This is a genomic window from Pseudomonas sp. LFS074 (genome assembly GCF_047978165.1).
Taxonomy (GTDB): domain Bacteria; phylum Pseudomonadota; class Gammaproteobacteria; order Pseudomonadales; family Pseudomonadaceae; genus Aquipseudomonas; species Aquipseudomonas putida_P.
On sequence record NZ_JBFPFV010000001.1, the window covers coordinates 3,454,888 to 3,480,057 of the forward strand.

23 protein-coding genes are annotated in these 25,170 nt (G+C 63.9%); 8 read left to right on the top strand and 15 right to left on the bottom strand.

Annotated features, from left to right (window positions below; genetic code table 11):
* Nucleotides 1–2 precede the first annotated feature (2 nt).
* The 3 genes from ACNQP3_RS15810 (at nt 3) to ACNQP3_RS15820 (ending at nt 3,101) form a co-directional block, all read left to right on the top strand.
* Nucleotides 3–1,295 carry an OmpP1/FadL family transporter gene (locus ACNQP3_RS15810; RefSeq protein WP_012272668.1) on the top strand — a complete coding sequence of 431 codons (1,293 nt, stop codon included), beginning with the start codon at nt 3–5 and terminating at the stop codon, nt 1,293–1,295.
* 50 nt (nt 1,296–1,345) lie between these two features.
* The gene (locus ACNQP3_RS15815) at nt 1,346–2,014 is read left to right on the top strand and encodes a DUF3313 domain-containing protein (RefSeq protein ID WP_012272669.1); all 669 of its coding nucleotides are present in this window, start codon (nt 1,346–1,348) and stop codon (nt 2,012–2,014) included.
* Between the two features lie 73 nt (nt 2,015–2,087).
* Nucleotides 2,088–3,101 carry an AraC family transcriptional regulator gene (locus ACNQP3_RS15820; protein WP_041166721.1) on the top strand — a complete coding sequence of 338 codons (1,014 nt, stop codon included), beginning with the start codon at nt 2,088–2,090 and terminating at the stop codon, nt 3,099–3,101.
* Between the two features lie 7 nt (nt 3,102–3,108).
* On the opposite strand, the gene ACNQP3_RS15825 is transcribed toward ACNQP3_RS15820, so the two are convergent.
* From ACNQP3_RS15825 to ACNQP3_RS15885, 13 genes are all read right to left on the bottom strand, one after another.
* Nucleotides 3,109–4,737 carry a mechanosensitive ion channel family protein gene (locus tag ACNQP3_RS15825; protein WP_012272671.1) on the bottom strand — a complete coding sequence of 543 codons (1,629 nt, stop codon included), beginning with the start codon at nt 4,735–4,737 and terminating at the stop codon, nt 3,109–3,111.
* A 43-nt stretch (nt 4,738–4,780) separates the two neighbouring features.
* Entirely contained in the window at nt 4,781–7,309 is a 2,529-nt protein-coding gene (locus ACNQP3_RS15830) for a fused MFS/spermidine synthase (protein ID WP_264316198.1), read from the bottom strand.
* Between the two features lie 81 nt (nt 7,310–7,390).
* Nucleotides 7,391–8,959, bottom strand: coding sequence for an arylsulfatase (locus ACNQP3_RS15835; RefSeq protein WP_012272673.1), 1,569 nt, complete (start codon nt 8,957–8,959; stop codon nt 7,391–7,393).
* Between the two features lie 84 nt (nt 8,960–9,043).
* A complete protein-coding gene (locus tag ACNQP3_RS15840) occupies nt 9,044–10,054 on the bottom strand; it encodes an HAD family hydrolase (RefSeq protein WP_264316199.1) in 1,011 nt (336 codons plus the stop codon).
* Between the two features lie 44 nt (nt 10,055–10,098).
* Entirely contained in the window at nt 10,099–11,409 is a 1,311-nt protein-coding gene (locus tag ACNQP3_RS15845; protein ID WP_264316200.1) for a hypothetical protein, read from the bottom strand.
* Nucleotides 11,406–13,007: a VWA domain-containing protein gene (locus ACNQP3_RS15850; protein ID WP_060492492.1), complete on the bottom strand. Its 1,602-nt coding sequence runs from the start codon at nt 13,005–13,007 to the stop codon at nt 11,406–11,408. The genes ACNQP3_RS15845 and ACNQP3_RS15850 overlap by 4 nt, the downstream gene beginning before the upstream one ends.
* Nucleotides 13,004–13,978, bottom strand: a complete 975-nt coding sequence (locus ACNQP3_RS15855) for a vWA domain-containing protein (RefSeq protein WP_264316201.1) — start codon at nt 13,976–13,978, stop codon at nt 13,004–13,006. The genes ACNQP3_RS15850 and ACNQP3_RS15855 overlap by 4 nt, the downstream gene beginning before the upstream one ends.
* Complete coding sequence (locus ACNQP3_RS15860; protein ID WP_060492491.1) at nt 13,965–14,462, bottom strand: DUF4381 domain-containing protein; 498 nt, start codon at nt 14,460–14,462, stop codon at nt 13,965–13,967. The genes ACNQP3_RS15855 and ACNQP3_RS15860 overlap by 14 nt, the downstream gene beginning before the upstream one ends.
* Complete coding sequence (locus ACNQP3_RS15865; protein ID WP_012272679.1) at nt 14,459–15,409, bottom strand: DUF58 domain-containing protein; 951 nt, start codon at nt 15,407–15,409, stop codon at nt 14,459–14,461. The genes ACNQP3_RS15860 and ACNQP3_RS15865 overlap by 4 nt, the downstream gene beginning before the upstream one ends.
* Before the next feature lie 11 nt (nt 15,410–15,420).
* A complete protein-coding gene (locus ACNQP3_RS15870; protein ID WP_012272680.1) occupies nt 15,421–16,395 on the bottom strand; it encodes an AAA family ATPase in 975 nt (324 codons plus the stop codon).
* 93 nt (nt 16,396–16,488) lie between these two features.
* A complete protein-coding gene (locus ACNQP3_RS15875; protein ID WP_060492490.1) occupies nt 16,489–18,804 on the bottom strand; it encodes a tetratricopeptide repeat protein in 2,316 nt (771 codons plus the stop codon).
* Nucleotides 18,783–18,995 (bottom strand): hypothetical protein, encoded by a 213-nt coding sequence (locus tag ACNQP3_RS15880; protein ID WP_012272682.1) that lies wholly within the window; start codon nt 18,993–18,995, stop codon nt 18,783–18,785. The genes ACNQP3_RS15875 and ACNQP3_RS15880 overlap by 22 nt, the downstream gene beginning before the upstream one ends.
* A complete protein-coding gene (locus ACNQP3_RS15885) occupies nt 18,996–19,865 on the bottom strand; it encodes a DMT family transporter (RefSeq protein WP_012272683.1) in 870 nt (289 codons plus the stop codon).
* Between the two features lie 121 nt (nt 19,866–19,986).
* Here ACNQP3_RS15885 and ACNQP3_RS15890 point away from each other — a divergent pair, with 121 nt between their 5' ends.
* Nucleotides 19,987–21,369, top strand: coding sequence for a PLP-dependent aminotransferase family protein (locus ACNQP3_RS15890; protein WP_060492489.1), 1,383 nt, complete (start codon nt 19,987–19,989; stop codon nt 21,367–21,369).
* 25 nt (nt 21,370–21,394) lie between these two features.
* Here the strand turns inward: ACNQP3_RS15890 and ACNQP3_RS15895 are convergent, their stop codons facing one another.
* Together ACNQP3_RS15895 and ACNQP3_RS15900 are read right to left on the bottom strand one after the other, a co-directional pair.
* On the bottom strand, nt 21,395–22,036 hold the full coding sequence (locus ACNQP3_RS15895; protein WP_060492488.1) for a DUF1109 domain-containing protein: 642 nt from the start codon (nt 22,034–22,036) through the stop codon (nt 21,395–21,397).
* The gene (locus ACNQP3_RS15900) at nt 22,023–22,610 is read right to left on the bottom strand and encodes a sigma-70 family RNA polymerase sigma factor (protein WP_041166520.1); all 588 of its coding nucleotides are present in this window, start codon (nt 22,608–22,610) and stop codon (nt 22,023–22,025) included. The genes ACNQP3_RS15895 and ACNQP3_RS15900 overlap by 14 nt, the downstream gene beginning before the upstream one ends.
* 186 nt (nt 22,611–22,796) lie before the next feature.
* On the opposite strand from ACNQP3_RS15900, the gene ACNQP3_RS15905 reads away from it, so the two are divergent.
* The 4 genes from ACNQP3_RS15905 to ACNQP3_RS15920 are packed head-to-tail and all read left to right on the top strand — an operon-like array spanning nt 22,797 to nt 25,164.
* Nucleotides 22,797–23,084, top strand: a complete 288-nt coding sequence (locus ACNQP3_RS15905; RefSeq protein ID WP_012272687.1) for a DUF2282 domain-containing protein — start codon at nt 22,797–22,799, stop codon at nt 23,082–23,084.
* Nucleotides 23,085–23,100: 16 nt separating this feature from the next.
* A complete protein-coding gene (locus tag ACNQP3_RS15910; RefSeq protein ID WP_012272688.1) occupies nt 23,101–23,934 on the top strand; it encodes a DUF692 domain-containing protein in 834 nt (277 codons plus the stop codon).
* A complete protein-coding gene (locus ACNQP3_RS15915) occupies nt 23,931–24,686 on the top strand; it encodes a DNA-binding domain-containing protein (RefSeq protein ID WP_264316202.1) in 756 nt (251 codons plus the stop codon). Before ACNQP3_RS15910 ends, ACNQP3_RS15915 begins: the two co-directional genes overlap by 4 nt.
* Nucleotides 24,687–24,696: 10 nt before the next feature.
* Nucleotides 24,697–25,164, top strand: coding sequence for a DoxX family protein (locus ACNQP3_RS15920; protein WP_179027802.1), 468 nt, complete (start codon nt 24,697–24,699; stop codon nt 25,162–25,164).
* The last annotated feature ends 6 nt before the right edge of the window (nt 25,165–25,170 follow it).

Consider the following 25,170-nt stretch of genomic DNA (forward strand, 5'->3'; position numbering starts at 1 on the left):
TGATGGAATCGTTGTACTGCCTGCGCCGCTCAGCAGCCCTGTTGCTTTGCACGGCATCCTTGTTCGGCAATGCGGCCTGGGCTGGTGGCATCCTCATCTATGAAGCCGGCCAGGAGGGCAACGGCCTGGCCAATGCCGGGTCTGCCGCACTGGCCACCGACCCCAGCGTGCTGATGAGCAACCCGGCGGGCATCACCCGGCTCAAAGGCACTCAGATTAGCGCCAACGCCCAGGTCATTCTTGGCGACCTGCGTTTTTCCCGCGACGCCGGCAACCAGTTCGACGGCAACGAAGGCGGCAATGCGCTGCAATACCTGCCCGGTACCAGCCTGTTCATCAGCCACCAGCTCGACGAGCGCTCTGCCATCGGTTTCGGCATGTATGGCAACTTTGGCCTGGCGCTGGACTACGACGACGACTGGGCCGGCCGCTATTTCACCCAGGAGGCCGCAGTGATTGGCGTTTCGATGCAACCGACCTGGGCCTACAAGTTCACCGACGACCTGTCCATCGGGGTTGGCCCGCGCATCATGGTCGGCTACTACCGCACCGAGATGGCCATCAACAATAACCTGCTGGGCCTGGCCGACCGGCCCGATGGCCAGCTGGAGTACAAGGACACCGATGTCGGCGTAGGCGTCAACCTGGGCCTGTTGTACCAGCTTGATGCCCGCACCCGTGTGGGCCTGGCCTACACCAGCAAGGTCAAGCTGGAGTTCGAGGACAAGCCGCACCTCAAGGACATCGACAACCCGCTGCTCAACGTCGCCCTGCGCCGCCTCGACGTAGATTCGCTGGAGCTCGACCTCAACGTGCCGCAAACCGTCACCTTCAGCATCGCCCACGAGCTGGACGACCAGTGGACCCTGCTCGGCAGCCTCAACTGGCAGGACTGGAGCGACTTTGGCGACGTCGGCGTGGAGGTGGACAGCGACGCTGGCGGCACCAGCCGCACCGTCGACCGCCAATACAAGGACACCTGGCATGCCTCCGTGGGCGCACAGTACCAGGCCACCCGACAATGGCGCTGGAGCGTCGGCCTGGGTTACGACAGCTCGGCCGTGGACGATAAGGACCGCACGGTCGACAACCCCATGGGCGAGGCCTGGCGGTTGGCTACCGGGGTCAACTACCAGGTCGATGAGGGCCTGGAGCTGCACCTGGCCTACACCTTGGTGTGGCTCGGCGACATGGACGTCGAGCAGACCAAGGCGCGCTCGGGCAACACGCTGTCAGGCAGCTATGACAACAGCGCTTTGCACATCATTGGCGGTGGCGCCACCTGGCGCTTCTGACGCCCCGGCAAAGCGGTGGGCATTGATCAACGCAACGAAGGAGAAGCTGCATGAACACCAAGACATTGGCTGCATCGCTGTGCCTTGCAACCCTCATGCTGCAGGGGTGCGCCAGCAAGTACGTGGAGTCCGACCAGTATTCAGGGTTCCTGAAGGACTACAGCATCCTCAAGGAAGACAAGTCGCCGTCCGGCGCGCCAGTCATGCGCTGGATCAAGCCCGGGGTCGATGCCAAGCGCTACACCAGCGTGTACATAGAGCCAAGCCAGCTCTACCCCAAACCGCAACCGACCGACAAAGTGCCGCAATCGACCTTGACGGGGATCACCCAGTACTACGACCAGACCCTGAAGAACCACTTCTCCCAGGTATTACCGCTGGCCACCAGCCCTGGTCCGCGCGTACTGGTGGTGCGCCCGGCGATAACGGCGGTGAGCGCCCAGACCAAAAGCCTGCGCCCTTATGAAGTCATTCCGATTGCGTTGATCGCCGCAGGCATCAGCACCGCCACCGGTATCCGTGACCAGGACACCAGCATCGCCACCGAAGCGGCGTTCCTTGATGGTGACAGCAACCAGGTGGTGGCCGAAGTGGTGCGCAAAGGTGCAGGTACCGAGCTGGATGACTCATCCCAGGTCATGCAGGCAAAAGACGCCAAAGCCGTACTCGATGGCTGGGCCAAGGACATGGTCGGCTCCTTCCAGGCATTGCGGAAATAGGCCGCTTCCCTCAAGCACGGCCCTGCCCAGGAGCGTGCAGGCCTGCCCCCGGTCACTGATGAGGCGCGATTCCATGGACAGCATTCGCGGCAGCGCATTGCTGCAATATGACCAGCTACTGGTCGAACACGGTGCTGCGCAGCGGGACTTTCTGGCCCCGCTGCACATTGCCCCGGATGTGGTCGGCAACTACGGCAAGCACCTACCCTACCTGAGCCTGGTGCAACTGTTCGAAGGCAGCGCGCACGCCCTGAGCCTGCCCCGCTTCGGCCTGGAGCTGGCGTTGCGCCAAGGCTCGACCCTGGTCGGCCCGCTGCGCCACCTGGCCAACTCCGCCCCCACCGTAGGCCACGCCCTGGTGGCGGTAATCCGTTACATGCGCCACTACAGCCCGGCTATCCACTTTCGCCTGGAACACCGCGCCGGGCAGGCCATGCTGTTTTTCGACAACGGCCTGCCGAGTTCCGAACAGACGCCGCAAATTGTCGAGAAATCAGTGATGGGGGCGCGGCTGCTGATTGGCGAGCTGCGCGGCGCGCCACTGCGGCCACGGGCGGTGACCTTGCGCCACGCCGCGCTGGGCGATGCCTCGGGCTACACACGTTACTTTGACTGCCCGGTGCTGTTCGGCCAGGCCCACAACAGCCTGGTGCTGGGGGCTGACGTACTGCAAGAAGCCTGCGTGCACCATGACGCCGACCTGCATGCCATCGTCCGCCACTTCCTGGAGAACCAGGCCGTCCCTTGCGACAGCCTGCTGGCCTCGGTAGAGCGCAAGATCCAGATGCTGCTGCCCGCCCAACGCTGCACCCTGGAACAGGTGGCGCTGGCCTTGAACATGAATTCACGCACCTTGCAACGGCACCTGGCCAGCGATGGTATCGAATTCGAAGGCTATCTGGACGGTATTCGCCGCTGCCAGGCACAACAGATGCTACGCAAGACCACCTTGTCTGTCGGGCAGATCGCCAACGAGCTGGGCTATCGCCGTACCACCTCGTTCTGCCGTGCGCATTTGCGCTGGTTCGATATCACGCCGCTTGAGCATCGACGGCAATACGGCGACCCGGTGATCGCCGCACTTTGAGTAGCGCTCAGGCATCCTTGCCATCGCCACCCGGTTCCCGCGCCGGCGCGGCAAACCACTTCTCACGCGGCACCCACTTCTCCTGAGCCGGGTCGCCCAGGTAATGCGGCGACATGATCTGCACGCCGTATTCATTGAATACATCCTGGATGTTGGCGTGCAACAGGCTCAACAGCTCGGCGCGCGGCCGTGGCTCGCTGGGCACCGCTTGGCCCACCAGGCGGTATTCGGGGTAAAAGTCCGAGAGCCCGGTCTGGAACACCTGCGGCCTGGGTTTGGCAAGAATGCCCTCGGTGCGCTGCGCGGCCTCCACCAGCATCGCCTCGACCTGGCGCCAGGGCGTGTCATAGCCGATGGTGACCACCGTATCGACGATGTACCCCTGGCCCTGCACCACCCGTGAATAGTTGCGCGTCACCGACCCGGTGATCATCGAGTTGGGCAGCGTCAACACCTCGCCCAAACCGGTGCGGATGGTGGTGTTGAACATGCCCACCTCGGTCACCGTGCCTTCGTTATCCCCTACCCGCACGTATTCACCGGCCTTCAGTGTGCGCGAATACGTCAGGATCAGCCCCGCCGCAGCCTGCCCGACCACGCTGGAGGCACCCAGCGAAATCATCAGGCCCAACAGCACCGAAAGCCCTTTGAAGGCATCGGTGCCAGAGCCCGGCAGGTACGGGTAAGCCATCACCAGGGCAAACAGCCAGATCGCCAGTGAAGTTAGCCGGGTGGTGGGCTGCAAGGTTTCTTCGGTCAACCACTTCAGCGTACCCGGGCGGGCCATGCGCTCCAGCACGCGGCGGCTGAAGCCGCTGATGCCGCGGGCGATGAAAAAGATCATGACGGCCACGGCAATACCGGGAATGGCATGCAGAATGCCGTCGAGCAGGTAGCGCAGCAGGTCGAGCAGATGCACGTTGAGGCTTTCGCCCCACGGCCGGGTATAGGGGAATTGCGACAGCACGAAGCTCAGCCACTGGTAGCCAAGCAGCAAGACGATCACCCAGTACATCAGGCGCAGCAGCCGGTCGATCACAAAGTACACATACTGCATGTCGAACAGCGGCAGTTGGCCTACCTTGATCTGCCGGGCTCGTTCTCGCATCAATTGCGGCAAACGGCCGCGCAGTCTGCGTCGGCCCAGGTTGGCAGCCTTGATCAGCAGCACGAACACCAGTGTCGCGACGGCGGAAAAGCCCAGCGCCTTGAGCAGAAAACGCAGGCTGCGCGCCTCGCCGGTTTCATCCACGACCTGACGCAACGTGGCCGCAGCCTGCTCGGCCGCCTCCCGGGTGTCGCCACCCTCCACGCCCAGGTCCTGCGGGGCGACGATGAAGGCCCGCCGCCCACCTAGCAGCACCAGGTGGCTGTTGACGATGGGGTCGACGCTGACTTTCAGCTCGTCGGTGCCGCGCAATGCCTCATCGATCACCGCCGTCGCCCGCTGCGCGCGCGCGGCCGGGGTCTCGCCGAGCAAGGTGGCGTGGAAGGTGAAGATGCTGCGGTTGGCGATGCGCAGTTCTGCCGGTTCACCCGGCACGCCATCGGTCGCGCTACCCACCGCATCCTTGCCATGCCCCGCCAGCGGCAGCAAGGCACACAGCATCAACAGCGCAGTCAACAGACGGTTCATTGCTCACTCCCTGGCCGATAGTCCTGTAGTGATAGCACAGGCTTCACTGGCCGGTACTGGGGCCAAGGAACCAGCGATAATACGGGTTGCCGCCGTCGCTGCGGGCCAGTTCGCGGGCTTCCCGCGCCCAGGCCTGGCGGTTGCCGTTGTAGGCATGCAAGCTGAGGCTGTAGAAAAGTGCCAGGCTGCGCCACTGGTCACTCACCGCGCTGGCGAAGCCTGGTTCCGCGCCCTGCAGCGGTGGCGTGCTGCGCAGGGCCAGCAAGGCTGGCAGCACACGGGTGATTTCCCGGGGGCGCACCCACGGCGCGTACTCGATGCGTGGCTGATCGTCGGTCACTGGCAATGCATTGCCGGCGTAACGTTCAAGCCCGGCACGGTCGGTAATCCAGGTGGCCAGCAAGGCCTCTGGCGAAGCGACACCCACCTCGGCCAGCGTCTGGGCCACGCTCGCTTGCGCCAGGCGCTGGCGGATACGCGGTACATCCAACTGCAATGGCTGCAATGAGCCGATCAGCAGCATTTCGTGGAACTCAGTGGTCCACAGCGTGGCATGGGGGAAGACATCGATGAAGCTGCGCACCAGCGAGCGGCTGTCTTCGTCGTTCTGGGTCGGCAAGGGCAGCCACTGCGCGACCAGGCCAGCAGGTTGCAAGCGGGCGGCGGCCAGCTGATAGAAGTTGCGCGAGTACAGGTTGACCACGCCGGCCGCCGAGGGTGGCGGTGGTTCCAGGGTGATCAAATCGTAGCGCGCCTCACTGCGCAGCAACTCACGGCGACCATCGCGCAAGCGAATGTCCAGGCGTGGGTCCGCCACCGCGGCATAGTTGCCTTTGAAACGGGGCGCCGCCTGCAAGACTTCAGGCAGCAATTCGGCCACCACCGGGCGCTCCAGTCCAGGGTAACGTAGCATCGCCCCGGCGGTGATACCGGTGCCAAAGCCGATCACCAAGGCCGAGCGCGGCTCGCCATTGTGGATCAGCAACGGCAGCAAGGCTTGCAAGCGCATGTAGCGCAGCGATGGCATGGCGTCGCCGGTATTGGAAACACCCTGGATGTAAAGGCGGCTGAAGGTTTGCCCCTGGCGCCCTTGGGTGACCACTGCCACCGTGCCGCCCTTGCCCTCATGGTAGTAGGTGAGTTGCCCGTTGCGTGCGCCTGGCAGCAGCTCGGCCAGGCGCTGCGGCGGCATCAACAGCACCACCAGCACGGTTGCAGGGGCCACCAGGCACACGGCCAACGCAGCAGGGCGACGTACACCCTGGCCACGCCACACCGCCACCAACCCTACCAGCACGGCCATTGCGGCAAGCGCCCCCAAGGCACGTACCAGGCCCAATTGCGGCACCAGTACGAACCCCGTGAGCAGCACGCCGGCGATGCCACCCAGGGTGTTGAGCGCCACCACCGCGCCCACATCCCGCCCCACATGACCGCTGTCCACCACCAGGCGCAAGGCCAGTGGAAATGCGGCGCCCAGCAATGTGGTTGGAAGCAACACCATGCACGCGGCCGCCACCGCGAAACGCGCGCACATGCCGAGCAGTTCGTTGCCAGTCAGCTGCAGGGCGAACAGTTCGGCCTGCGTCTGGGCCTGCACCAGCCAGCGGCCCAGCCCGGCAAGCTGCAACAGGGCAAGCAGCCCGGCAATGGCAATCAACAGCCCGAACACACCCCAAGGATCACGAATTCGGTCGGCACGCCTGGCATACAGCGCACTACCGGCCAGCAGCCCGGCCAGGTAAGTGGCCAGCACCACGGCAAAGGCATAGGACCGGGTGCTCATGAAGGGCACGATCGACTGGCTCCACACCACCTCGTAGCCCAGCGCCACTCCCCCGGCGATGCAATACAGGGCGATGGCCAGGCGTGCCTGCGGCGAGCGTGATGTCGACGAGGCATTGGCAAGCGGCGGCAAGCTCACTTCTCGCCGGTAAGAAAGCCAGGCACCCAATGCTGCCAGCAGGTTCAGGCTGGCAGCTGCGCAGGCGCTGCCTGTAACGCCAAGGCGCGGCAGCAGTACGAAGGCCGCCGCTAGCGTGCCGGCAATCGCGCCAGCGGTGTTCGCCGCGTACAAGCGCCCACCCGCCTCTGCCAACTGCCCGGTGACAGGCGCCAGCGTGCGCACCAGTACGGGCAAGGTACCGCCCATGAGCAAGGCCGGTACGCCCACCAGCACGAAGGGCAGCGCCCAGGCCAGCAGGCCGGCACTGGCCTCGAGGCGGGCGAACGGTCCGGCGGCATGGGCCAGGCCAAGGGTGGCGCCGAGCCCCAGCAGCGCAACGGCGAGCTCAAGATAAACGTACAGGCGCACTGGGCGTTGCAGGCGGTCGGCCCAACGCCCGAACAGCAGGCCGCCAAAGGCAAGCCCGGCAAAAAAGGCACTGATACCGGTGGCGACGGCATGCACTTCCACACCCACGACCAATGACAGTTGCTTGATCCACAGCACTTGGTAGACAAGACCGGCAGCACCGGAGAGGAACAGCAGCGTGGCAGGCAATGCGAGCAGTGGACGGGACTGGGTGCGAGGCTCACGGGAAACAGCGGAAGATGCTGCAGGTGATGCCATGAATGAGCGCCTTGTGCATACGGGTAAAGATGCAGGAGCGAGCACGCCCGCCCCTGCGGTCATGGCACTACAGTGTAGTCCTCACTGCTTGTTCATCTTTTCTTCAATTTTCTTGTCCACGTCAGCGCGGATCTGGTCGATGCTGAAGCTGGCCGGCCGCTGGCTAGGTGGGTACTCGACAAAGGTTTGCAGGAATTGCGCCGATTTCTTCACGCCGTTGAATATCAGATAGTCGTTTTTGGTCAGCCAGTCGTAGTACTGGTCAGACACTACGTCTGCCCGCTCGTATGGGTCCATCCGCAGATTGAACAGCTTCGGCACCCGCAGGCAGGTGAACGGTTCGCTCCATACCTTCAGACCACCTGGCGCACGCTGCTCGCAGAAAACGATCTTCCAGTTGTCGTAGCGCATCGCTACCAGGTCGCCGTCGTCACTGAAGTAGAAGAACTCGTTTCGTGCACTCTTGTCGCTCTTGCCTGTGAGGTAGTCGAGTTGGTTGTAGCCGTCCAGATGCACCTTGAAGTTCTTGCCACCGACATCGGCCCCTTTGAGCAAGCGGTCCTTGATATCAGTGTCACCAATGGCCGCAAGCAGCGTCGGGAACCAGTCCAGCCCCGACATCATCTGGGTGGAGACGGTGTCCGCCTTGACATGGTTTGGCCAGCGAATCATAGCCGGTACACGGAAGGCCCCTTCCCAGTTGGAGTTCTTCTCGTTGCGGAACGGTGTAGTCGCCGCATCCGGCCAGGACCACTGGTTCGGGCCGTTGTCAGTGGTGTAGACCACGATAGTGTTGTCAGCCACCTTGAGGTCGTCGAGGGTTTTCAAAAGCTTGCCCACGTCGCCATCATGCTCAAGCATGCCGTCGGCATACTCGTTACCCACCATGCCGCTCTGGCCCTGCATCGACTCGCGCACATGGGTAAAGGCATGCATGCGCGTGGTGTTCATCCACACGAAGAAAGGCTTGTCGGCCTTGACCTGTTTGTCGATGAAGTTGATCGCCGCCTGGGTGGTCTCGTCGTCGATGGTTTCCATGCGTTTCTTGTTCAACGCACCGGTGTCTTCGATCTTGCCGTCGGCGCTGGACTTGATCACACCGCGTGGTGAAGCGGCCTTGACGAATTCGGCATCATCCTTGGGCCAGTAAGGGCGCTCCGGTTCCTCCTCGGCGTTCAAGTGGTACAGGTTGCCAAAGAACTCGTCGAAGCCATGGTTGGTCGGCAAGTACTCGTCCTTGTCCCCCAGGTGGTTCTTGCCGAACTGGCCAGTGGCATAGCCATGTGCCTTGAGCGCTTGAGCGATGGTAACGTCGCGTGCTTGCAGGCCCACCGGTACGCCAGGCATACCGACCTTGGACAGGCCGGTGCGCAATGCCGACTGACCGGTGATGAACGTCGACCGGCCGGCGGTGCAACTGTTCTCCGCGTAATAGTCGGTGAACATCATGCCTTCCTTGGCGATGCGGTCGATGTTCGGCGTCTGGTAACCGACCACGCCCTTGCCATAGGCACTGATATTGGTCTGGCCGATGTCGTCACCGAAGATGACCAGGATGTTCGGCTTGTCCGCCGCACTGGCCAGCCCCGCCCCGAACGTTGCCGTTGCCGCGAGGGCGGCCGCCGACAACCATGCTCTACTGGACTTCATAGCTACGCTCTCCGTTTCACGTCACTGCTGTCGTCCACGACTGCTGGCACGGCGATCGCCGTGCTGCTGCGGCTGGTTGATGAATCATTGCGGTGTTTCAAAGGGGTAGACACGGCGCCATTCACTGGCCATGTCGACCACGGTCCAGCCCTTGGCGGTGGCTTGGTCCAGGGCTTTGTCAAGGCGCCCGACCGAACTCTTGCGGTCATAGGCCCATTCGCGGTGGGCATCGGTGTGGTGGACCAGCCCGGCAAAGCGTCGGCCCTTGCCCGCTTTAGTCCACTGCAGCATCTGCAGGTCGCCGTCGGAATTACCGAACGCCAGCAGCGGTCGGCGGCCGATGATCGAATCGATGCTCACCGGCTTGCCCGGGCCGTCGTCGTTGTGCACTACCTTGGGCAAACGCTGGATGCTCAGCTTGCCCTGTTGGTCCTGAAACGAAGCCTCCAGGGTCGTGCCGATCACCTGCTCCGGCGGGATGCCATACACCTCGTCGGCAAAGGCGCGCATGAAGGCGACCTCGCCACCTGACACGATGTAGGTCTTGAAGCCGTTGTCACGCAGGTAGCCCAGCAGCTCGAGCATTGGCTGGAACACCATCTCGGTGTACGGCTTGCCGGTGCGTGGGTGACGGGCGCTGACCAGCCAGCTGCGGCTGCGGGCAATGAAATCCTCACTGCTCATCCCCGAATGGGTGGCCGCGACGATCTTGAGCATGCCGTCCATGCCTTGCGCCGCCAGCGCCTGGTGATCGTTCTCGAGTATCGCCTTGAACGGCTGCTGATTACGCCACTGCGGGTGCTGCGGCGCCAGGCGCTTGACCTCATCCATGGCGAACAGCACTTCAAAATACAACGGTTGCTCGCTCCACAACGTGCCATCGTTGTCGAACACCGCGATGCGCTCGGCCGGGGCGACATAGTCGGGGCCACCTTGCTGGGTGACCGCGCCAACAAAAGCCTCGATGGCCTGGCGCGACGGCCCGTCACGCCAAGAGGCCAACGGCTCAGCGGCCAGCACCTGCAGGGCCGGCACCAGCAGCAAGACACATAACAGCGCACGAACGGAAGCGGTGCTCACCAGGACCTTGCGCATGGCCAATCATCCCTGCTTGAGTTGCCGACCTGACAGCTAGGCTGTCAGGGATTGAGTTGCTTGAGCGCGTGCTTGCCGACAGGCTTGGCTGGGTGCGCCTCAACCTGTTGCCGCAGGCTGTACAACAGGCTCAGCCTGGCATCGGCGGGGGGTGGCCGAAGGCGCCCGGCAGCATAGAAATCCTGCAAAAAGGCTAGCAAAGCCTCTTCGCTTTGCCTGCCACGAGGATGTTCACTTGACGACAGCGTGCGCTGGCCTGTGGCCCGACGCAGCCACAGATACATGGCATCCAGCCGTGCCGGCTCGCTGGCGCACTGTCGACGAGCCTGACGCCAGGCGTAGTTCGGTGAATTCAGCCAGGCCTGCTGGCGGCCAGCCCGCCAGCGCTTGAAGTGCAACAAGGCGCCCTGCCCCCAAGCGCGACCGGCCCAGCCCACCCCGCCCACCAGCAACGCCAGCAGCACCAGCACTACCCAATGGCTAGCGATGCTGATTTGCGCGCCTCGGCCAAGTGCGCGCAAATCTTCGCTCAAGGAGAACGGTGCCTGGTAACTGCCCTTGCCCACCTCCATGTCCAGCGCTGGCACCGAGGCCGTGCGCGGTTCACCACTCGCAGCGTCCACCCACGTCACTTCGATGGCAGGCAGCCGATAGTGCCCAGCGGCAGCGGCCACATAGGTCACGCTGTCCTCGCGCTGGCCGCCCAGGGTGCCACCGCGCCCGTCGCTGACCGGTGACACGATTGGGGTCTGCGCGTAGCGCTTGAGGCCATCGACCTCGGCAAAGATCGGCGGCGGAATCAGCATTGCCTGGCCCCCGCGGGCCACGATGTGCAAACGGCGGGTGATGCTATCCCCAGCGCGCAGCGGCGTGTGCGAGCGCTCGATGGCCTGGCTGACGTCGAGCGCCTGTGCCACCAAGCGCTGTTCGCCATCGCCACCGGCCTGCCCTTTGGCGGCAAACGACAAGGGTTGGCTTTGCACTGTCTGCGCAGCGCTGGCCTGGCCAGGATGGACACGGATTGTCAGTGCCGGAACCGTGAACGACTGCGCCACGCTCGGTGTGATCTGATAGCGGTAGCGCAGGCCGAAGAAGGCTTTGCCATCGAGCCGCTGATTGAGGTGCTCAGCCTCGCCACCGGGCGGGCTGACCACGGCACCGGCCAACTGCAACACCGGCAGCTCCGGCGGCGCGGTGAACCAGGTGTCGACCAGCAAATCGACCTCGAGTGTCACACTGGCCCCGACCATGACCGTTGTATCCGGCACCAAGCGCGCCTGCACCCGTACCTCGGGCTCGGCGGCGATGGCAACGGTTGCCAGGCCAGCCAGCACCAGCACCACCAGGCGGATCATGGCGCCTCCTTGGCCGCTTGCTGCGCGGCGGCATCCTGGATCGAGAACTTGCGCTTGAGAAACTGCGCAGGGGACGTGGTGAGGTTGTTCAGCCACAGCTGGTCGGAAGCCGCCTGCGGCGTTTTCTGCTGTTGTTGCTGGTCGCCGGCGGCGGGTGTCTGATCCTCCACCACCTTGTCGGCCTTTTCGTCAGGCGTGCCGGCTTGCTGCTGGCCCTCATAGTCCTTGAGCAACGCCTCGGCCAGCGCCAGGTTGGCCTTGGCCTCGGCAAAGTCAGGTTGCAGGCGCAGCGCCTGGCGATATGCCGCTATTGCCTGCGGGAACTTGAAAAGCCGTACATAGCTGTTGCCCTGATAGAACCAGGCCGGTGCCGTGTCCAGCTTGCCCAGGTTCGCCAGCGCGGCCGGGTAGTCGGCCGCTTCGTAGGCGGCAACGCCCTTCCAGTAAGGGTCGCGAAAGTGCGCGGCGGCCTGCGGGTAACGGCCATGCTCGAATGCCCAGCGCCCTTGCTGGTCAGCCGTGAAAAACGCATCGGCCAATCCCCCGGCCCTGACGGGCTCAGCGCCTGTCCCCAGCAGCACGGCCAACAAAAGCCCCGGCAGCCAGTTCACCCGCCAGCCACGTCGCACGCTGAACAGCACCACCAGCAACAACGGCCAGCACAGCCAGTAACCGGCATCTTTCCAGTGCACCTGGTCGGCTTCGGCACTGGCGGCCTTGAAGTGCCGCTGGGCATGCAACTCGACCCAATCCAGGTCGTCATCGTTCAGCGATAAACTGCCCAAGGGCGCACTGGCAGCCTTGGCCAGGCCCTTGAGGCCCTGAACGTCAAAGCCCCCTAGCACCGGCCGGCCCAGGGTATCCAGGCGCGGCATGCCCTGGGCGTTGCGCAGGGGGCCGGTGGACTGGCTGCCGACAGCCAGCACCAACACTTGCAACTGCGTGCCGGCTAGCCGCTTGGCGATGGCGTCGAACTGGCTGGCATCGGCGCCATCGGTCAACAGCAGCAAGGTTCCAGGGGACTTTTCCGCACCCAGCAGCTTCAAGGCCTCGTCGATCACGCCCAATACATTCTTGCCGGGCGCGCTCATCAAGTCGGTCGACAAGGCTTGGATAAAGGTATCCAGCAAGCCTGGGTCTTCAGTGCAAGGCAACACCAGATGCGCACTGCCGGCATAGGCGATCAGGCCGGTACGCGCGCCGCCACGGCGCATGACCAGGTCGTGCAAGGTATGTCGGGCTGCGGCCAACCGGCTGGGCGGCACATCGTCGGCATCCATCGAGGGCGACAGGTCCACGGCAACGATCAGCGGTGCGCGGTCGTCGAGAAAATCAGGTGTGTCCTGCTGCCAGGTCGGCCCGGCAGCGGCAATGGCACTCAACACCAGTGCCGCACCCAGCAGGTGGACCGGGCGCAGCCGCCGCGCGTGGGCCGGGGTGATCATCAGGTGCTTGATCAGGTGTGGAGCGATGATGCCGCTCAACTGATGCCGCAGATCGTGTCGGCGCAACCACAGCAAGGGCAGCACGACACCCGGCACGATCAGCAGCAACCACCAGGGGCGAAGGAAGTGAAAGGCCGCAAGGTCGATGGTCATGCCTGCACCTGCGCAAGCCGTGCCCGGACCAGGGCCAGCAGTTGCCCCGCCAGTAGCAAACCGGCTGCCATACCCAATGGCCAGACGAACAAGTCACGCTTGGGCTGGTGGCTGAAGGTCTGCACCTTGTGCGGGTTCAGGCGGTCGAGGGTGGCATACACCTGTTGCAGCGCCTGGCGGTCGTCGGCGCGGAAGAATTGCCCGCCGGTGGTGCGGGCGATTGCCTGCAAGGTCGTCAGGTCGACCTTGGCGTCACCAGTCGCCTGCGGGTCGCCGATACCAATGGTATGTACCACGATACCGTTGGCCTGGGCCAGGTGGGCCGCATGGTCAGGGGTAATGGCACTGCTGGTGTCATTGCCATCGGTCAGCAGGATCAGCACTTTCTCCTGCTCTGGGGTCTTCTCCAAGGCTTTGATGGTCAAGCCGATGGCGTCGCCCAGCGCGGTGTTTGGCCCAGCCATGCCGATCCCCACCTCATCGAGCAACAGCAACAGGCTGGCATGGTCGAGGGTCAACGGCGCCTGCGGATAGGCACCGGTACCAAACACGATCAGGCCAATGCGGTCATCCTTGCGCCGGGCGATGAAGTCGCGCACCACGGACTTCACCGCGCTAAGGCGGTCGCTTTTAGCGCCATTGGCGTCGGTATAGTCGGTCGCTTCCATCGACTGGGAAATGTCGATGGCCAGCATCAGGTCACGGATTGGCTGCTCGCGCTGGATCGGCTTTTCCACCAGCACAGGCCTTGCGCAAGCGGCCACCAACAGGCACCACACCAGCAGGTTCAGCAGTACATGCCCTTGCCCGCTGCTGGCCCTCCCGGGCTGCTTGCCGACAGCGCGGCTCATGGCTGCGAAGAAGGGTACCCGCAACGCGCTACGGCCTTCCTGGTACGGGCTGAGCGCACGATAGGCCAACCACGCCAGCGGCAACAGCAGGAACACCCACGGGTAGTCAAAGCGCCACATGGTGCCCCTCGATCCAGCCACGGCTGGCACCGAACAACGCGTTCGCCTGCTGCGTGTCCAGCCGGCGCAAGGTCGCGTCCGGCGCATAGGCAAGCAACTGCAGGGTGTCGGCAAAGCCCGATGGCAGCGGCCGGCGGGCGCGCTGGTCGAGGAAGCACTGCCATTGCGCGCCGGCCAAGCTCGCCACGGGCGGCGCATCCGGCATCGACAGCGCCACACGCTTGAGCAATTCGGGCAGTTCACGCAACGCCACAAGCCGTTGTTCACCCTCACTCGCTGCCAGCTCATCAAGCCGGGCCAGCGCTTCACGGCGGTACCGGTCGCGCCGCCAACGGTGCCAGCGCAGCGCCCCACAAAGGCAGGCCAGCAACAGCACCAGTACGCCAAGCACCCACCAGGCCCAGGTCTGCGGCAGGTAGCTGAACGGCGGCACACCCGGCGTCAGCTCGCGCAACTGGTCGATGGAGGGGGCGGCAGCGTTCATCGCGGCACCTGAGCCAGGCGGCCCAGCTCGCGGCGCAGTTGCTGCAGGCTGTCATCGGCGGTGCTGACCCGCATCAATGGCACCTGGCTACGGCGCAGCAGTTCGGCCACACCCTGCAGGCGCCCGGCAAGAAACTCGGCCAACGGCCGGTTGATACGCCGCTGGCCCACCGCCAGTTCGACCTGCTCGGCGCCTTGGGTGACATTCAACCGCCCCTTGTCCGGCACCTGCAGGGCAATCGGGTCATAGACCTGGATGGCGATCACATCATTGTGCAGGCTCAGCCGGCGCAACAACGGCAAGGTTTCGGCCGTAGTGCCGGCAAAATCGCTGATGATGCAGATCAGGTGGTCGTGACCGGCACTGGCGGCGCAGCTACGCAACACCTTGTCCAGCTGTGCATCGTTTTCCTGATCAGCGGCATAGGCTGACAGCCGATGATTGGCTTTGACCACTGCGCTGCACAACGCTTCAACCCGTGCTCGGCTGCGCAGGGGCCTTACATACTCTACCCGTTGGCCATCGAAGACCATGCCACCCACCCGGTCACCGGCGTGAAAGGCCACCCAGCCACAGATCGCCGCCAACTGCGCGGCGCTGACTGACTTGAAGTAACGCTGCGAGCCGAAGTACATGCTCATGCGCTGGTCGACCAGCACCAGGGTGGGCCTGTCACGTTCCTCGGTGAAGGTGCGCACGAAGGGCTTGCCATAGCGCAACGACGCGCGCCAGTCGAGGTGACGCAGGTCATCGCCGGGCAGGTAGCGGCGCAGCTCGTCGAAACTCAGGCCCCTGCCTCGCAGGCGTGAGGCATGGTTGCCGGAAAGGATGCTCGCAAGCGGCTGGCGCGCGACAAAGCTCAACCCCTGGGCACGGGCCTCCAGCGCCATCAACTCGGCAAGCGAGGCATACGCGAAACCATCCGGCACTACCATGTTCGCATCCATGGGCAAGTCCGTCAGGCGGGAATGGCCACCTTGTCCAACAACCGGTCGATGACTTGGTCGGCCGCCACGCCATCGGTGATCGCATCATAGGAAAGCTGCAGGCGATGGCGCAGTACCGGGTGCACCACGGCACGCACATTGTCGGGCGAAACGAAATCCTGGCCGTTGAGCCAGGCATGCGCGCGCGACACCCGGTCAAGGCTGATGCCGCCGCGCGGGCTGGCACCGATCCTGATCCAGCGCGCCAGGTCAGGGTCATGCGTGGCGGGATAGCGCGTGGCATTGATCAGGTCGACCAGGTATCGGTCGATGGCCTGCGATACGTGCACCCGCGCCACCTCGCGACGGGCATCGAAGATCACCTGCTGGGCCAGGCGCGCAGGTTGCGCCGCCGCCTCATGACCGGCCTGGTCCTCTTCCCGCACCAAGCGCAGTACCTGGGTTTCATCTTCAGGGCGTGGATAATCGAGTTGCAGCTTCATGAGAAAGCGGTCCATCTGCGCTTCGGGCAACGGGTAGGTGCCTTCCTGTTCGATCGGGTTCTGGGTCGCCAGCACCATGAATAGCCCAGACATCGGGTAACTCTGCCCGGCCACCGTGATCTGGCGCTCTTCCATGGCCTCGAGCAAGGCTGCCTGGACCTTGGCCGGAGCACGGTTGATTTCGTCGGCCAGGATCACATTGCCGAACAACGGGCCAGGCTGAAAGCTGATCGTGTTGCCCTCGGCCGTCTGCTGCAGCACCTCGCCACCGGTGATGTCCGAAGGCAACAGGTCGGGGGTGAACTGAATGCGCCGCATCTGCGCGTCCAGGTGCGTCGCCAGTGCCTTGACCGTGCGGGTCTTGGCCAGGCCTGGGAGGCTCTCGAGCAGGACATGACCGTTGGCCAGCAGGCCTAACAGGACATGGCGAATGGTATCAGCCTGGCCGAGGACCTTTTCCGCGACCGATGCTTCCAGTGCCTGGACGTGTTCGTGGGTATTCACGGCAACGGTCCTTCGGTGGGATGAGCGGTGTGGTAAATCTAGACGCGCACGGCAAGGCTGCAATGGGGTGTCGTGAAGAGAACATGGCAGCACTCACGGGTTGTTGCGCCAGTAAGGTTCGATCGCCTGCAACCGTGGATCGTCGGGCGCGGCCTCGCGCATTCGCCGCACATACGGGTAGGCCTGTTCACGCTCACCGGCCAAGGCATGCAGGTAGATCAGCGTATACAGCAAGTCGGCATCTTCAGGCGCTTGCTGCAGGCCGCTGCGCAAGGCCTGCAGCGCTTCGTCGCGGCGGTTCATGCGGGACAGCAACAGGCCCTGGTTGTAGCGAATACGCGAATTGCCCGGCAGCGCCACAGCTGCCTGCTCCATCCAGTCGACCGCTTCTTGCGGCTTGCTCCGCTCGACCAGTAACAGGGCCAGCATGTACGCCAGGTTGCCACGGTCCGTTGCCGGCATCTTGTCCAGCGCAACGCCTTCGCGCAGCAGTGTTTCGGCGTCATCCAGACGTTGGCTGCTGCTGGCCAGGGTCACCAGGTTGACCCTGGCCGGTGTGAAATACGGGTCCATGTGCAACGCCTGGCGGTACTGCTCCATGGCCTGCGCGTCATGGCCCTGGCGCTGCATCAGCACCGCCAGGTTGAGCCGCCCACCAGGCAGGTCGGCATTACCCCGCAAGCGCTGCTCGTAGTCGGCAAGCGAAGTGGTGAACGCTGCGCGGCTGGCTTCGGGAAGCTGTGCGGCGGGTACATCGGCCAAGGCCCGCACGGCTTCATCGCGTACCGCCAGGGCGGGGTCCTGCAACAGCGGCAGCAACGGCGCAATACGCTGTTCAGCCGGCAAACGGGTAAAGCTGCCCACGGCATAGGCCCGTACCAGCGCGTCACTGTCCTGCAACGCCCAGCGCAGATTGCTGGCGGCCGCAGGCCCAAGATCGGCCAGTTGCTGGGCAGCCGTTGCCCGCACGATCGCAGGGTTGTGCTTGTCCGCGAGGAGGTAGCCCAGCCGGCTGAGGCTGGTGCCTGGGTCTTGACGAACGCCATGGAACGCTTGCCCGTAATGGGCCGCGCGCTTGGGTGCGGTGAACCAGCTATCGATCGCACTGGCAGCCCACGCCGGCTCGCGGCCCTGATGGCAGGTGGTACAAGCATCCGGGCCAATGCCCTGGGCAGCCAGGTCAGGCCGAGGGATGCGCAAGCTGTGGTCACGCCGAGGGTCGATCACCATGTAATCCTTGCTTGGCATGTGACAGTTCACGCACTGCGCCCCAGGTGAGCCGGCGGCATGGTGATGGTGTGCGGGGCTGTCGTAGTCCTTGGCCTGCAGGCCGGCGAAGCGCGCGGTGTTGGGTTGAGCGTTGTGGCATTGCAGGCACAAGCCGTTGCCTTCGATACGCACCTGGGTGGTATGGGGATCATGGCAATCGGTGCAACCGACCCCGGCGGCAAACATCTTGCTCTGGGTGAAGGACCCGTACTCGTAGACCTCGCCGTCGATCTGCCCGTCGTCATGGTACAAGCCGGTGCGCAGTGTGGCCGGCAAACTCTGGTCCAACTGCGGGTGGCCAGGCATCTGGCCAGTGCCCAGGCTCTGCCGACGGCTGTGGCAGTAGGCGCATTGTTCCACTTGGCCTCTGCTGCCCAACGCCTTGACGTCCACGCTCAGCCCTTGGGCTGGCGAAGCGCCGGGATGCTCGCGGGCCCAGTCGACATGGGCCTGGCTTGGGCCATGGCAAGCCTGGCAGCCAACGGTCTTCTCCTGCCAGGTACTGGCAAAACTGTCCTTGGCATCGTCGTAATGCTTGACCAGCCGCGTCGAATGGCAATCGGCGCACATGCCGTTCCAGTTCTGGTAGCGGCCGGTCCAGTGCAGCGGATCGCCCGGTGCAAAGCGCTGCCCGGGGTACAGCGAGAACCAGCGTTGCCCACCCTGCTCCGCTGGCCGGCTGTCCCAGGCAATGGTCAGCGCCTGCAGGCGGCCGCGCGACAAGGCAACGAGGTACTGTTGCAGCGGCGCGTAGCCAAAGGTATGCAGCACCTGGAAGTCCGCAGGCTTGCCATCCTCGCCCTCGATGTTGACGAAGTACCCGCCACCCTTGCGATAGAAGTGTGCCTTGACCCCGTCCTGGTCATAGTGCACATCGTTGAAATCGCCCAGCACATTCGCCGCGCTGGCGTCGCGCAGCGCCCAGGCATGGTCGGAATGCTGCCACTGCCCGGCCTGCTGGGCATGGCAGCCCTGGCAACTGTCGGCATCGGCGTAGCCCTCGCGGTCCTTGGCCAAGGCAGGTAGTTGGCCTTCACCAACAGCTGCCGCGCCAAGGCTGACACCACTTGAAATGAGTAATAGGACCCCCAGGCAGAGCGCCACCCAACCGCCCTGCATCACCTGTGTACGCCATCCCATTCATCAGCTCCACGCTCCGCCCTGTCCCGGGCTGTTTTCAGTGCTGTCGCGTGTCGTGCCCCTTGTCTGACGTTCGCGACGGCGTCCGACTTCCAGGTCTGATCGTAGAAGGCATCTTCACTGCCGTACAGGCGCAGCGCCGCAAGAAAATTGCGCCCCGGTATCGTCTGGATGAAAACGGCGTCAGCCATTTACTGCGCGTATTTCTTGGCCCCGGCAACACAGATAACCGCACCCAGCGTCACCACAAGCATCAGCCAGCTGACGTGCTCGTGCAGAAGCAATGCGGCCAGCCCAAGCCCCATGAACGGCTGAAAGAGTTGCAGCTGACCCACTGCCGCGATGCCACCCTGGACCAGCCCTCGGTACCAGAACACAAAGCCAATCAGCATGCTGAACAGTGAAACGTAGCCGAAGCTGAACCACGCAGGGCCGCTTACCTTGGCAAAGGCATCAGGTGCTGGAAAATTGGCGATAGTCAGCAGCAACATAAACGGCAAGGCTACAAGCAGCGCCCAGCTAATCACCTGCCACCCGCCCAATGTTCGCGAAAGACGCGCCCCTTCGGCATACCCCAAGCCACAAACGACTACAGCAGCCATCATCAGCAAATCGCCCACCACCGACGCCTCTGCGCCATTCATCAACGCATAGCCAACGACCAGCCCAGCACCGGTCAACGAGAACAGCCAGAACAGTGGCCGAGGTCGTTCACCGCCCCGCAAAACGGCAAACGCTGCGGTACACAGTGGCAGCAGCCCGACAAAAACAATGGAATGTGCCGAGGTGATGTGCTGGAGGGCCAGCGCCGTCAGTAGCGGAAAACCGATAACGACACCCAGCGCGGTAACCACCAAGGAGGACACATCACCACGTTTAGGTCGCGGCTGCCGTAGCACGATCAAAAACAACGCAGCCACCGTGGCGGCAATCGTTGCCCTGGCACAGGTCAGAAACGTAGGTTCGAAGGCCGCCACTGCCACACGGGTGGCGGGCAACGAGCCCGCAAAGATCGCGACGCCAATGAAGCCGTTGATCCACCCGCTTGTTGTTCTTTCCATCGGTAAGCCCTCGATAAGTCAGGGCTCAGTACATCACTGACAGGCTCACCAAGGCCACGTACAATCCAATACAATTCAACAGAACTGTTATGCACATTAATCCAGCACAGTTGAGGATGCGATGAAGCGCAATGGCACGCGAATTCGAACGGTCATGGGTGAGATCCAGTCCAGGATAGCCTCTCGGGCCTACACACCGGGTGCGAGAGTTCCTTCGGTCCGCGCAATGGCTCAGACAATGCAGTTTTCGGTTTCTACCGTCCTTGAGGCCTACGAGCGGTTAATGGCAGAGGGTGTACTTAGCTCGCGCCCTGGTTCGGGCTTTTACGTAGCCGGGCCGGTGGCGCCATTGGCACTCACCGAACTTGGCCCAAAACTTGATCTTGAGGTCGACCCGTTGTGGATCTCGCGCCAGTCTCTGGAAACCTCCAGCGATGCGCTGAAACCGGGATGCGGCTGGCTACCGCCCTCCTGGATGTTCGAAGCGGGCATGCGTAAAGCGCTTCGGGTCGTTGCCCGTTCAGACACGGCCAAACTGACTGAATACGCTTCTCCGCTTGGGCATCCGCCGCTCAGGCAGTTTTTGTCACGGCGGCTGGCTGGCATCGGGATCGAAGCCCCTCTTGAACAGATCATGCTCACCGAATCGGGCACGCACGCCATCGACCTGATTTGCCGTTTTCTGCTGGAACCGGGCGACACGGTGCTGGTGGACGACCCCTGCTATTTCAACTTTCACGCACTTCTGAAAGCGCACAGGGTAAACATCGTAGGCGTACCCTACACGGCAACGGGCCCAGACATCGAGGCGTTCGGCACTGCCCTGCTCGAGCACGCCCCCCGGTTGTACATCACCAATTCCGGCATCCACAACCCAACAGGGGCCACCCTCTCTCCGGTCACGGCACACCGCCTGCTCAAGCTGGCCGACAACTCCAGCCTGGTGATCGTGGAGGACGATATCTTCGCCGACTTCGAACATACGCCCGCGCCACGCCTGTCTGCCTTCGATGGCCTCTCTCGCGTCATCCAGATCGGCAGCTTTTCCAAGACTATCTCCGCCTCTGTCCGCTGCGGCTATATCGCTGCGCGTGGTGAATGGATCGACAGCCTGGTCGACCTCAAGATTGCGACAACCTTCGGCGGTGGGCGCTTGGCCGCGGACATCATCCATCACGCTATTACCGATAGCGGGTACCGCAAACACATGGAAAGCGTTCGCCTCCGGTTGGCCGAGCAAATGGACGTAACAGTGGCCAGGCTTCAGGCCATTGGTATCAAACCCTGGATAACGCCCCAGGCAGGTATGTACGTGTGGTGCCAGCTCCCACAAGGCAAGGACGCAGCAACGCTGGCGAGAACCTGTTTGAATGACGGTGTAGTGCTTGCGCCCGGAAATGCTTTTAGCCAGTCCATGACGGCAGGCGACTTCCTTCGTTTCAACGTTGCTCAATCAGGTGACGCCAGAGTTTACGACGTGTTGAAACGGGCCCTGGGTGCTTAGCCGCAAGGCCACAAAGCTGCCTCGGTCACCAGCGCAGCAGGCGTGGCCCGAGCAAGGTGCCCGCCAAAGCCGGCACCAGCATGCCCAGCACATACCAGAGCCCCCAAAACGGCGCCTCCATTTCCGGGCAATGCAGGCAATAGGCAAGGGTAGCCGTGGCACCTGCCAGCAGACCGCCCGCCGCGCCCGCCTGACGCAGGTGAATGGGTGCCAGGCCACGCAGCGCCCAGCCAATGGCAATCAGGGTGGGTACCGACAGCAAGGCGATGTTCAAGGCGCAGGTGCGCCAGGTGCGCCCCAGGATCAACTCGGCACGGGCACCCTCTGGGGCACCGAGCAAGCTCGTCGCAGCCCCCAGCCAGACCAACAGCAGCGGTAAACCAAGCAGCCCCCATAGCGCGCCGCCTTTCACTCCAGGCCTGGCCAACCGCTGGGTCAGCCACAGCGCCAGCAGCGCCACGCTACCGGGCAAGGCAAGCTTGGCCCAGAACAGCGGGGTGTGCGCCACCAATGCCAGGTCGGCGCGCACACCGTACAAGGCCACAGTCATCAGTACCGCACCCAACGCACCGCCCAGCACCGCCAGCGCCAGGCGTCGGGCCAGCGCATGGCGTTGCACCGGCCCTTCGCCGGCGGCCAGCAGGGCTATCAGGTCATCGGTCTTCATCGTCGCCCTTGCCTCCCATCAGCTTGGCCAATGCCTTCAGGCCCCGGTGAATGCCCACTTTCACAGCCGAGCTGGACAGGCCGGTCATGCGCGCGGTTTCTTCCACCGAAAGCCCCTCCAGCTTGACATGGACGATGGGCAAGCGCTGGCGCTCTGGCAATTGCGCCAACAGCTTGGCCAGGTCCCGAGTGGCTTGAGCCGCCTCTTGCTCGCTGGCGGCAAACAGGTCGCTGTCATCCTCCAGCCCTTCGTGCAACGCATCGTGGCGGGCGTAACTGCGATAGTGGTCCGCCAGTTTATAGCGGGCAATGGCCTGCACCCAGGCGGTCAGCGGTTGCTGCGCCTGGTAGGTGTGGCGGGCGTTGTGCACGGCCAACAACACCTCTTGCAGCAGGTCTTCGACTTCGCAGGGGCGTTGAGCAAGGCGCCGTGACAAAAAACTGCGCACGTGCACGGCCAACGCCGCCAGGAACATCCGATAGGCCGCCGCATCGCCGGTCAGCCCTTGCAGCAGCAACGCCTGCAACTGGGCCTCGCGTGCGCCAAGTGCCTCCTGAGTAATAGTTCGTTGCATCGGCCACCCGGGTTACACCCACCGTGGAAGTTTTTGTCGCGTAAAACCTGCCGCCTTCATACGGTAGGCGACTGTCACGCGGCCGCACTTTTTTTTCAAGGTGCTGTAACCGGTTCGGCCCAGCGGGCGAACTACTCCATGAGCCGCCGGTACAACGCCGCGGCCCCATCTTCCGGAGACCGCATCATGAAAACCCTCGCCCTCGCCACCGCCGCCCTCGCCCTGGCTTCGCTGGCCGGTGCTGCGCTGGCCGCTGACCCGGCCAACACCACCAGCGCTGGCGCTGCCATGGAGAAATGCTACGGCGTCGCCATGGCCGGCAAGAACGACTGCAAGGCTGGTGCCGGCACCACCTGTGCCGGCAGTGCCAAGAAGGACTACGACGGCATGCACTGGAAAAACGTGCCCGCAGGCACCTGCACGTCCATCAAGACACCCAGCGGCATGGGCTCGCTGACCCCGATCAAGTCCTGAGCGCAGGCCGCCGACCATGAATAGCATCGCGCCTCTGGGCGCCGGGCTCGGGCTGAAGGCCGAGCACTACACCGACGCCCTGCCGTGCCAGGCCAGTGGGCTGTGGTTCGAAGTGCACCCGGAGAACTACATGGTCGGCGGCCCGCGCAGGGCTTGGCTGCAACGCTTCGCCGAGCGCCACCCGCTGTCGCTGCACGGTGTCGCGCTATCGCTGGCGGCGGACGCCGCACCGGATGCGGCACACCTGCAACGCCTGCGGGCGCTGGTCGATGAGGTGCAGCCGACGCTGGTGTCGGAGCACCTGGCCTGGTCGACCTGGCGCGGGCTGTACCACCCCGACCTGCTGCCCTTCCCCCGCAGCAACGAGGCCCTGGCCCGCATCAGCGACAACATCTCGCGCACCCAGGATGCCCTGGGGCGTTGCATCGCCCTGGAGAACCCCAGCCACTACCTGCGACTGGAGGGGCATGACTGGGATGAAATCGGCTTTCTCAACGAGCTGGTGCGTCGCACTGGCTGCAGCCTGTTGCTGGATGTCAACAATGTATACGTCAGTGCCCACAACCTCGGGTTCAGCGCGGCAGCGTACCTTGAACGTTTTCCGGCTGCGGCCATCAGCGAAATACACCTGGCCGGCCACAGCCACGACTCCGAGGGCAGCCTGCTGATCGACTCCCATGACGCCGCCATCACCGCGCCAGTCTGGGCCTTGTATCAGCAGTTGATCGCCCGTATCGGCCCCCGCCCGACGTTGGTCGAGCGCGACGGCAACCTGCCTGCGTTCGATGAATTGCTGGCAGAGCGTGACACCGCCCAGGCGCTGCTCGATCAGGCAGGTACACGACCATGACACTTTCCCTTGGCCAGTTTCAGGACGCTTTCATCGACGCACTGTATCACCGCCCTGCCCCCCAACTGGCCGCACTGGCGGGCCAAGCTGCATTCTCGGTGTACCGCAACAGCGTGCTGGCAGGTGCTGTCGAAGCCCTGCGCGGCAACTTCCCCAGCGTCGAAGCGCTGGTCGGCCAGGCCTGGATGCAGGAGGTCGCCGCGGCCTACGCACAACGAATGCCGCCAGACGACCCACGGCTGATCCACTATGGCGCGGCCTTCGCCGCCTTTCTCGAACCGCTGCAGCGCCACTACGACATGCCTTACCTGGCCGATGTCGCCCGCCTGGATTTTGCCTGGTGCGAAGCATTTGCAGCGCCCCTGGAGCCCTGCCTTGTATTGACCGACCTGGCTGGGATGACCGCCGCAGACCTGGCAAACAGCTGCCTGGTACCACGAAGCAGCGTGCGTTGGCACTGGTTCGCACAGCACCCGGTTTTCACCCTGTGGCACTACAGCCGCGAGGGCCTGGCCTGGCCGCCAGAGCAGCCCTGGATCGCAGAGGGCGCGCTGTTGAGCGGCACGGCAGAAGGTGTCGCCAAACAAACACTGGAAGTCGGCGGCTGCGCCTTCCTGGATGCCTGCGCCCAAGGCCTGCCCCTGGAACAAGCCTCACAGGTCGCACTGTCGGCCCAGCCCGACCTGGACTTCACACAGCTACTCAGCCGCATGCTGGCGGCACAGGTCTTTCGTCCCCTGTCATTCGCCTGAAGGAGGCGTCATGGACACCACTCACCTCTCCCACCCCGGCAATGGCCTGCGCCAGCGCTGGAACCACCTTGCCGACCGGGTGCAGACGCTGTTGAGCGACACCCTGCTGTGCCTGGTGGCGCGCGTTGCCATCGCCTCGATCTTCTTTCTCTCTGGCCGCACCAAAGTCGAGGGCTTGCTGACCATCACCCCCTCTACATACGACTTGTTCCAAGGCGAGTTCGCCCTGCCGCTGGTATCGCCCTGGCTGGCAGCCCACCTGGCCACCTACGCTGAACACCTGTTCCCGCTGCTGCTGGTGCTTGGCCTGTTCACACGGCTTTCGGCGTTCGCGCTGCTGGGTATGACCACAGTGATCGAGGTGTTCGTCTACCCCGATGCCTGGCCGACCCATTTGTCCTGGGCCGGCCTGTTGCTGCTGCTGATCGGGCGTGGAGCGGGTGCGCTGTCGCTCGATCGCCGACTGGGGCTGCGTTGAGGTGGC

Excerpts from the sequence above, each read along its gene's own strand:
- ACNQP3_RS15810 (WP_012272668.1), top strand. The coding sequence starts at position 3 with ATGGAATCGTTGTACTGCCTGCGCCGCTCAGCAGCCCTGTTGCTTTGC.
- ACNQP3_RS15815 (WP_012272669.1), top strand. The coding sequence starts at position 1,346 with ATGAACACCAAGACATTGGCTGCATCGCTGTGCCTTGCAACCCTCATG.
- ACNQP3_RS15820 (WP_041166721.1), top strand. The coding sequence starts at position 2,088 with ATGGACAGCATTCGCGGCAGCGCATTGCTGCAATATGACCAGCTACTG.
- ACNQP3_RS15825 (WP_012272671.1), bottom strand. The coding sequence starts at position 4,737 with ATGAACCGTCTGTTGACTGCGCTGTTGATGCTGTGTGCCTTGCTGCCG.
- ACNQP3_RS15830 (WP_264316198.1), bottom strand. The coding sequence starts at position 7,309 with ATGGCATCACCTGCAGCATCTTCCGCTGTTTCCCGTGAGCCTCGCACC.
- ACNQP3_RS15835 (WP_012272673.1), bottom strand. The coding sequence starts at position 8,959 with ATGAAGTCCAGTAGAGCATGGTTGTCGGCGGCCGCCCTCGCGGCAACG.
- ACNQP3_RS15840 (WP_264316199.1), bottom strand. The coding sequence starts at position 10,054 with ATGCGCAAGGTCCTGGTGAGCACCGCTTCCGTTCGTGCGCTGTTATGT.
- ACNQP3_RS15845 (WP_264316200.1), bottom strand. The coding sequence starts at position 11,409 with ATGATCCGCCTGGTGGTGCTGGTGCTGGCTGGCCTGGCAACCGTTGCC.
- ACNQP3_RS15850 (WP_060492492.1), bottom strand. The coding sequence starts at position 13,007 with ATGACCATCGACCTTGCGGCCTTTCACTTCCTTCGCCCCTGGTGGTTG.
- ACNQP3_RS15855 (WP_264316201.1), bottom strand. The coding sequence starts at position 13,978 with ATGTGGCGCTTTGACTACCCGTGGGTGTTCCTGCTGTTGCCGCTGGCG.
- ACNQP3_RS15860 (WP_060492491.1), bottom strand. The coding sequence starts at position 14,462 with ATGAACGCTGCCGCCCCCTCCATCGACCAGTTGCGCGAGCTGACGCCG.
- ACNQP3_RS15865 (WP_012272679.1), bottom strand. The coding sequence starts at position 15,409 with ATGGATGCGAACATGGTAGTGCCGGATGGTTTCGCGTATGCCTCGCTT.
- ACNQP3_RS15875 (WP_060492490.1), bottom strand. The coding sequence starts at position 18,804 with ATGGGATGGCGTACACAGGTGATGCAGGGCGGTTGGGTGGCGCTCTGC.
- ACNQP3_RS15880 (WP_012272682.1), bottom strand. The coding sequence starts at position 18,995 with ATGGCTGACGCCGTTTTCATCCAGACGATACCGGGGCGCAATTTTCTT.
- ACNQP3_RS15885 (WP_012272683.1), bottom strand. The coding sequence starts at position 19,865 with ATGGAAAGAACAACAAGCGGGTGGATCAACGGCTTCATTGGCGTCGCG.
- ACNQP3_RS15890 (WP_060492489.1), top strand. The coding sequence starts at position 19,987 with ATGAAGCGCAATGGCACGCGAATTCGAACGGTCATGGGTGAGATCCAG.
- ACNQP3_RS15895 (WP_060492488.1), bottom strand. The coding sequence starts at position 22,036 with ATGAAGACCGATGACCTGATAGCCCTGCTGGCCGCCGGCGAAGGGCCG.
- ACNQP3_RS15900 (WP_041166520.1), bottom strand. The coding sequence starts at position 22,610 with ATGCAACGAACTATTACTCAGGAGGCACTTGGCGCACGCGAGGCCCAG.
- ACNQP3_RS15905 (WP_012272687.1), top strand. The coding sequence starts at position 22,797 with ATGAAAACCCTCGCCCTCGCCACCGCCGCCCTCGCCCTGGCTTCGCTG.
- ACNQP3_RS15910 (WP_012272688.1), top strand. The coding sequence starts at position 23,101 with ATGAATAGCATCGCGCCTCTGGGCGCCGGGCTCGGGCTGAAGGCCGAG.
- ACNQP3_RS15915 (WP_264316202.1), top strand. The coding sequence starts at position 23,931 with ATGACACTTTCCCTTGGCCAGTTTCAGGACGCTTTCATCGACGCACTG.
- ACNQP3_RS15920 (WP_179027802.1), top strand. The coding sequence starts at position 24,697 with ATGGACACCACTCACCTCTCCCACCCCGGCAATGGCCTGCGCCAGCGC.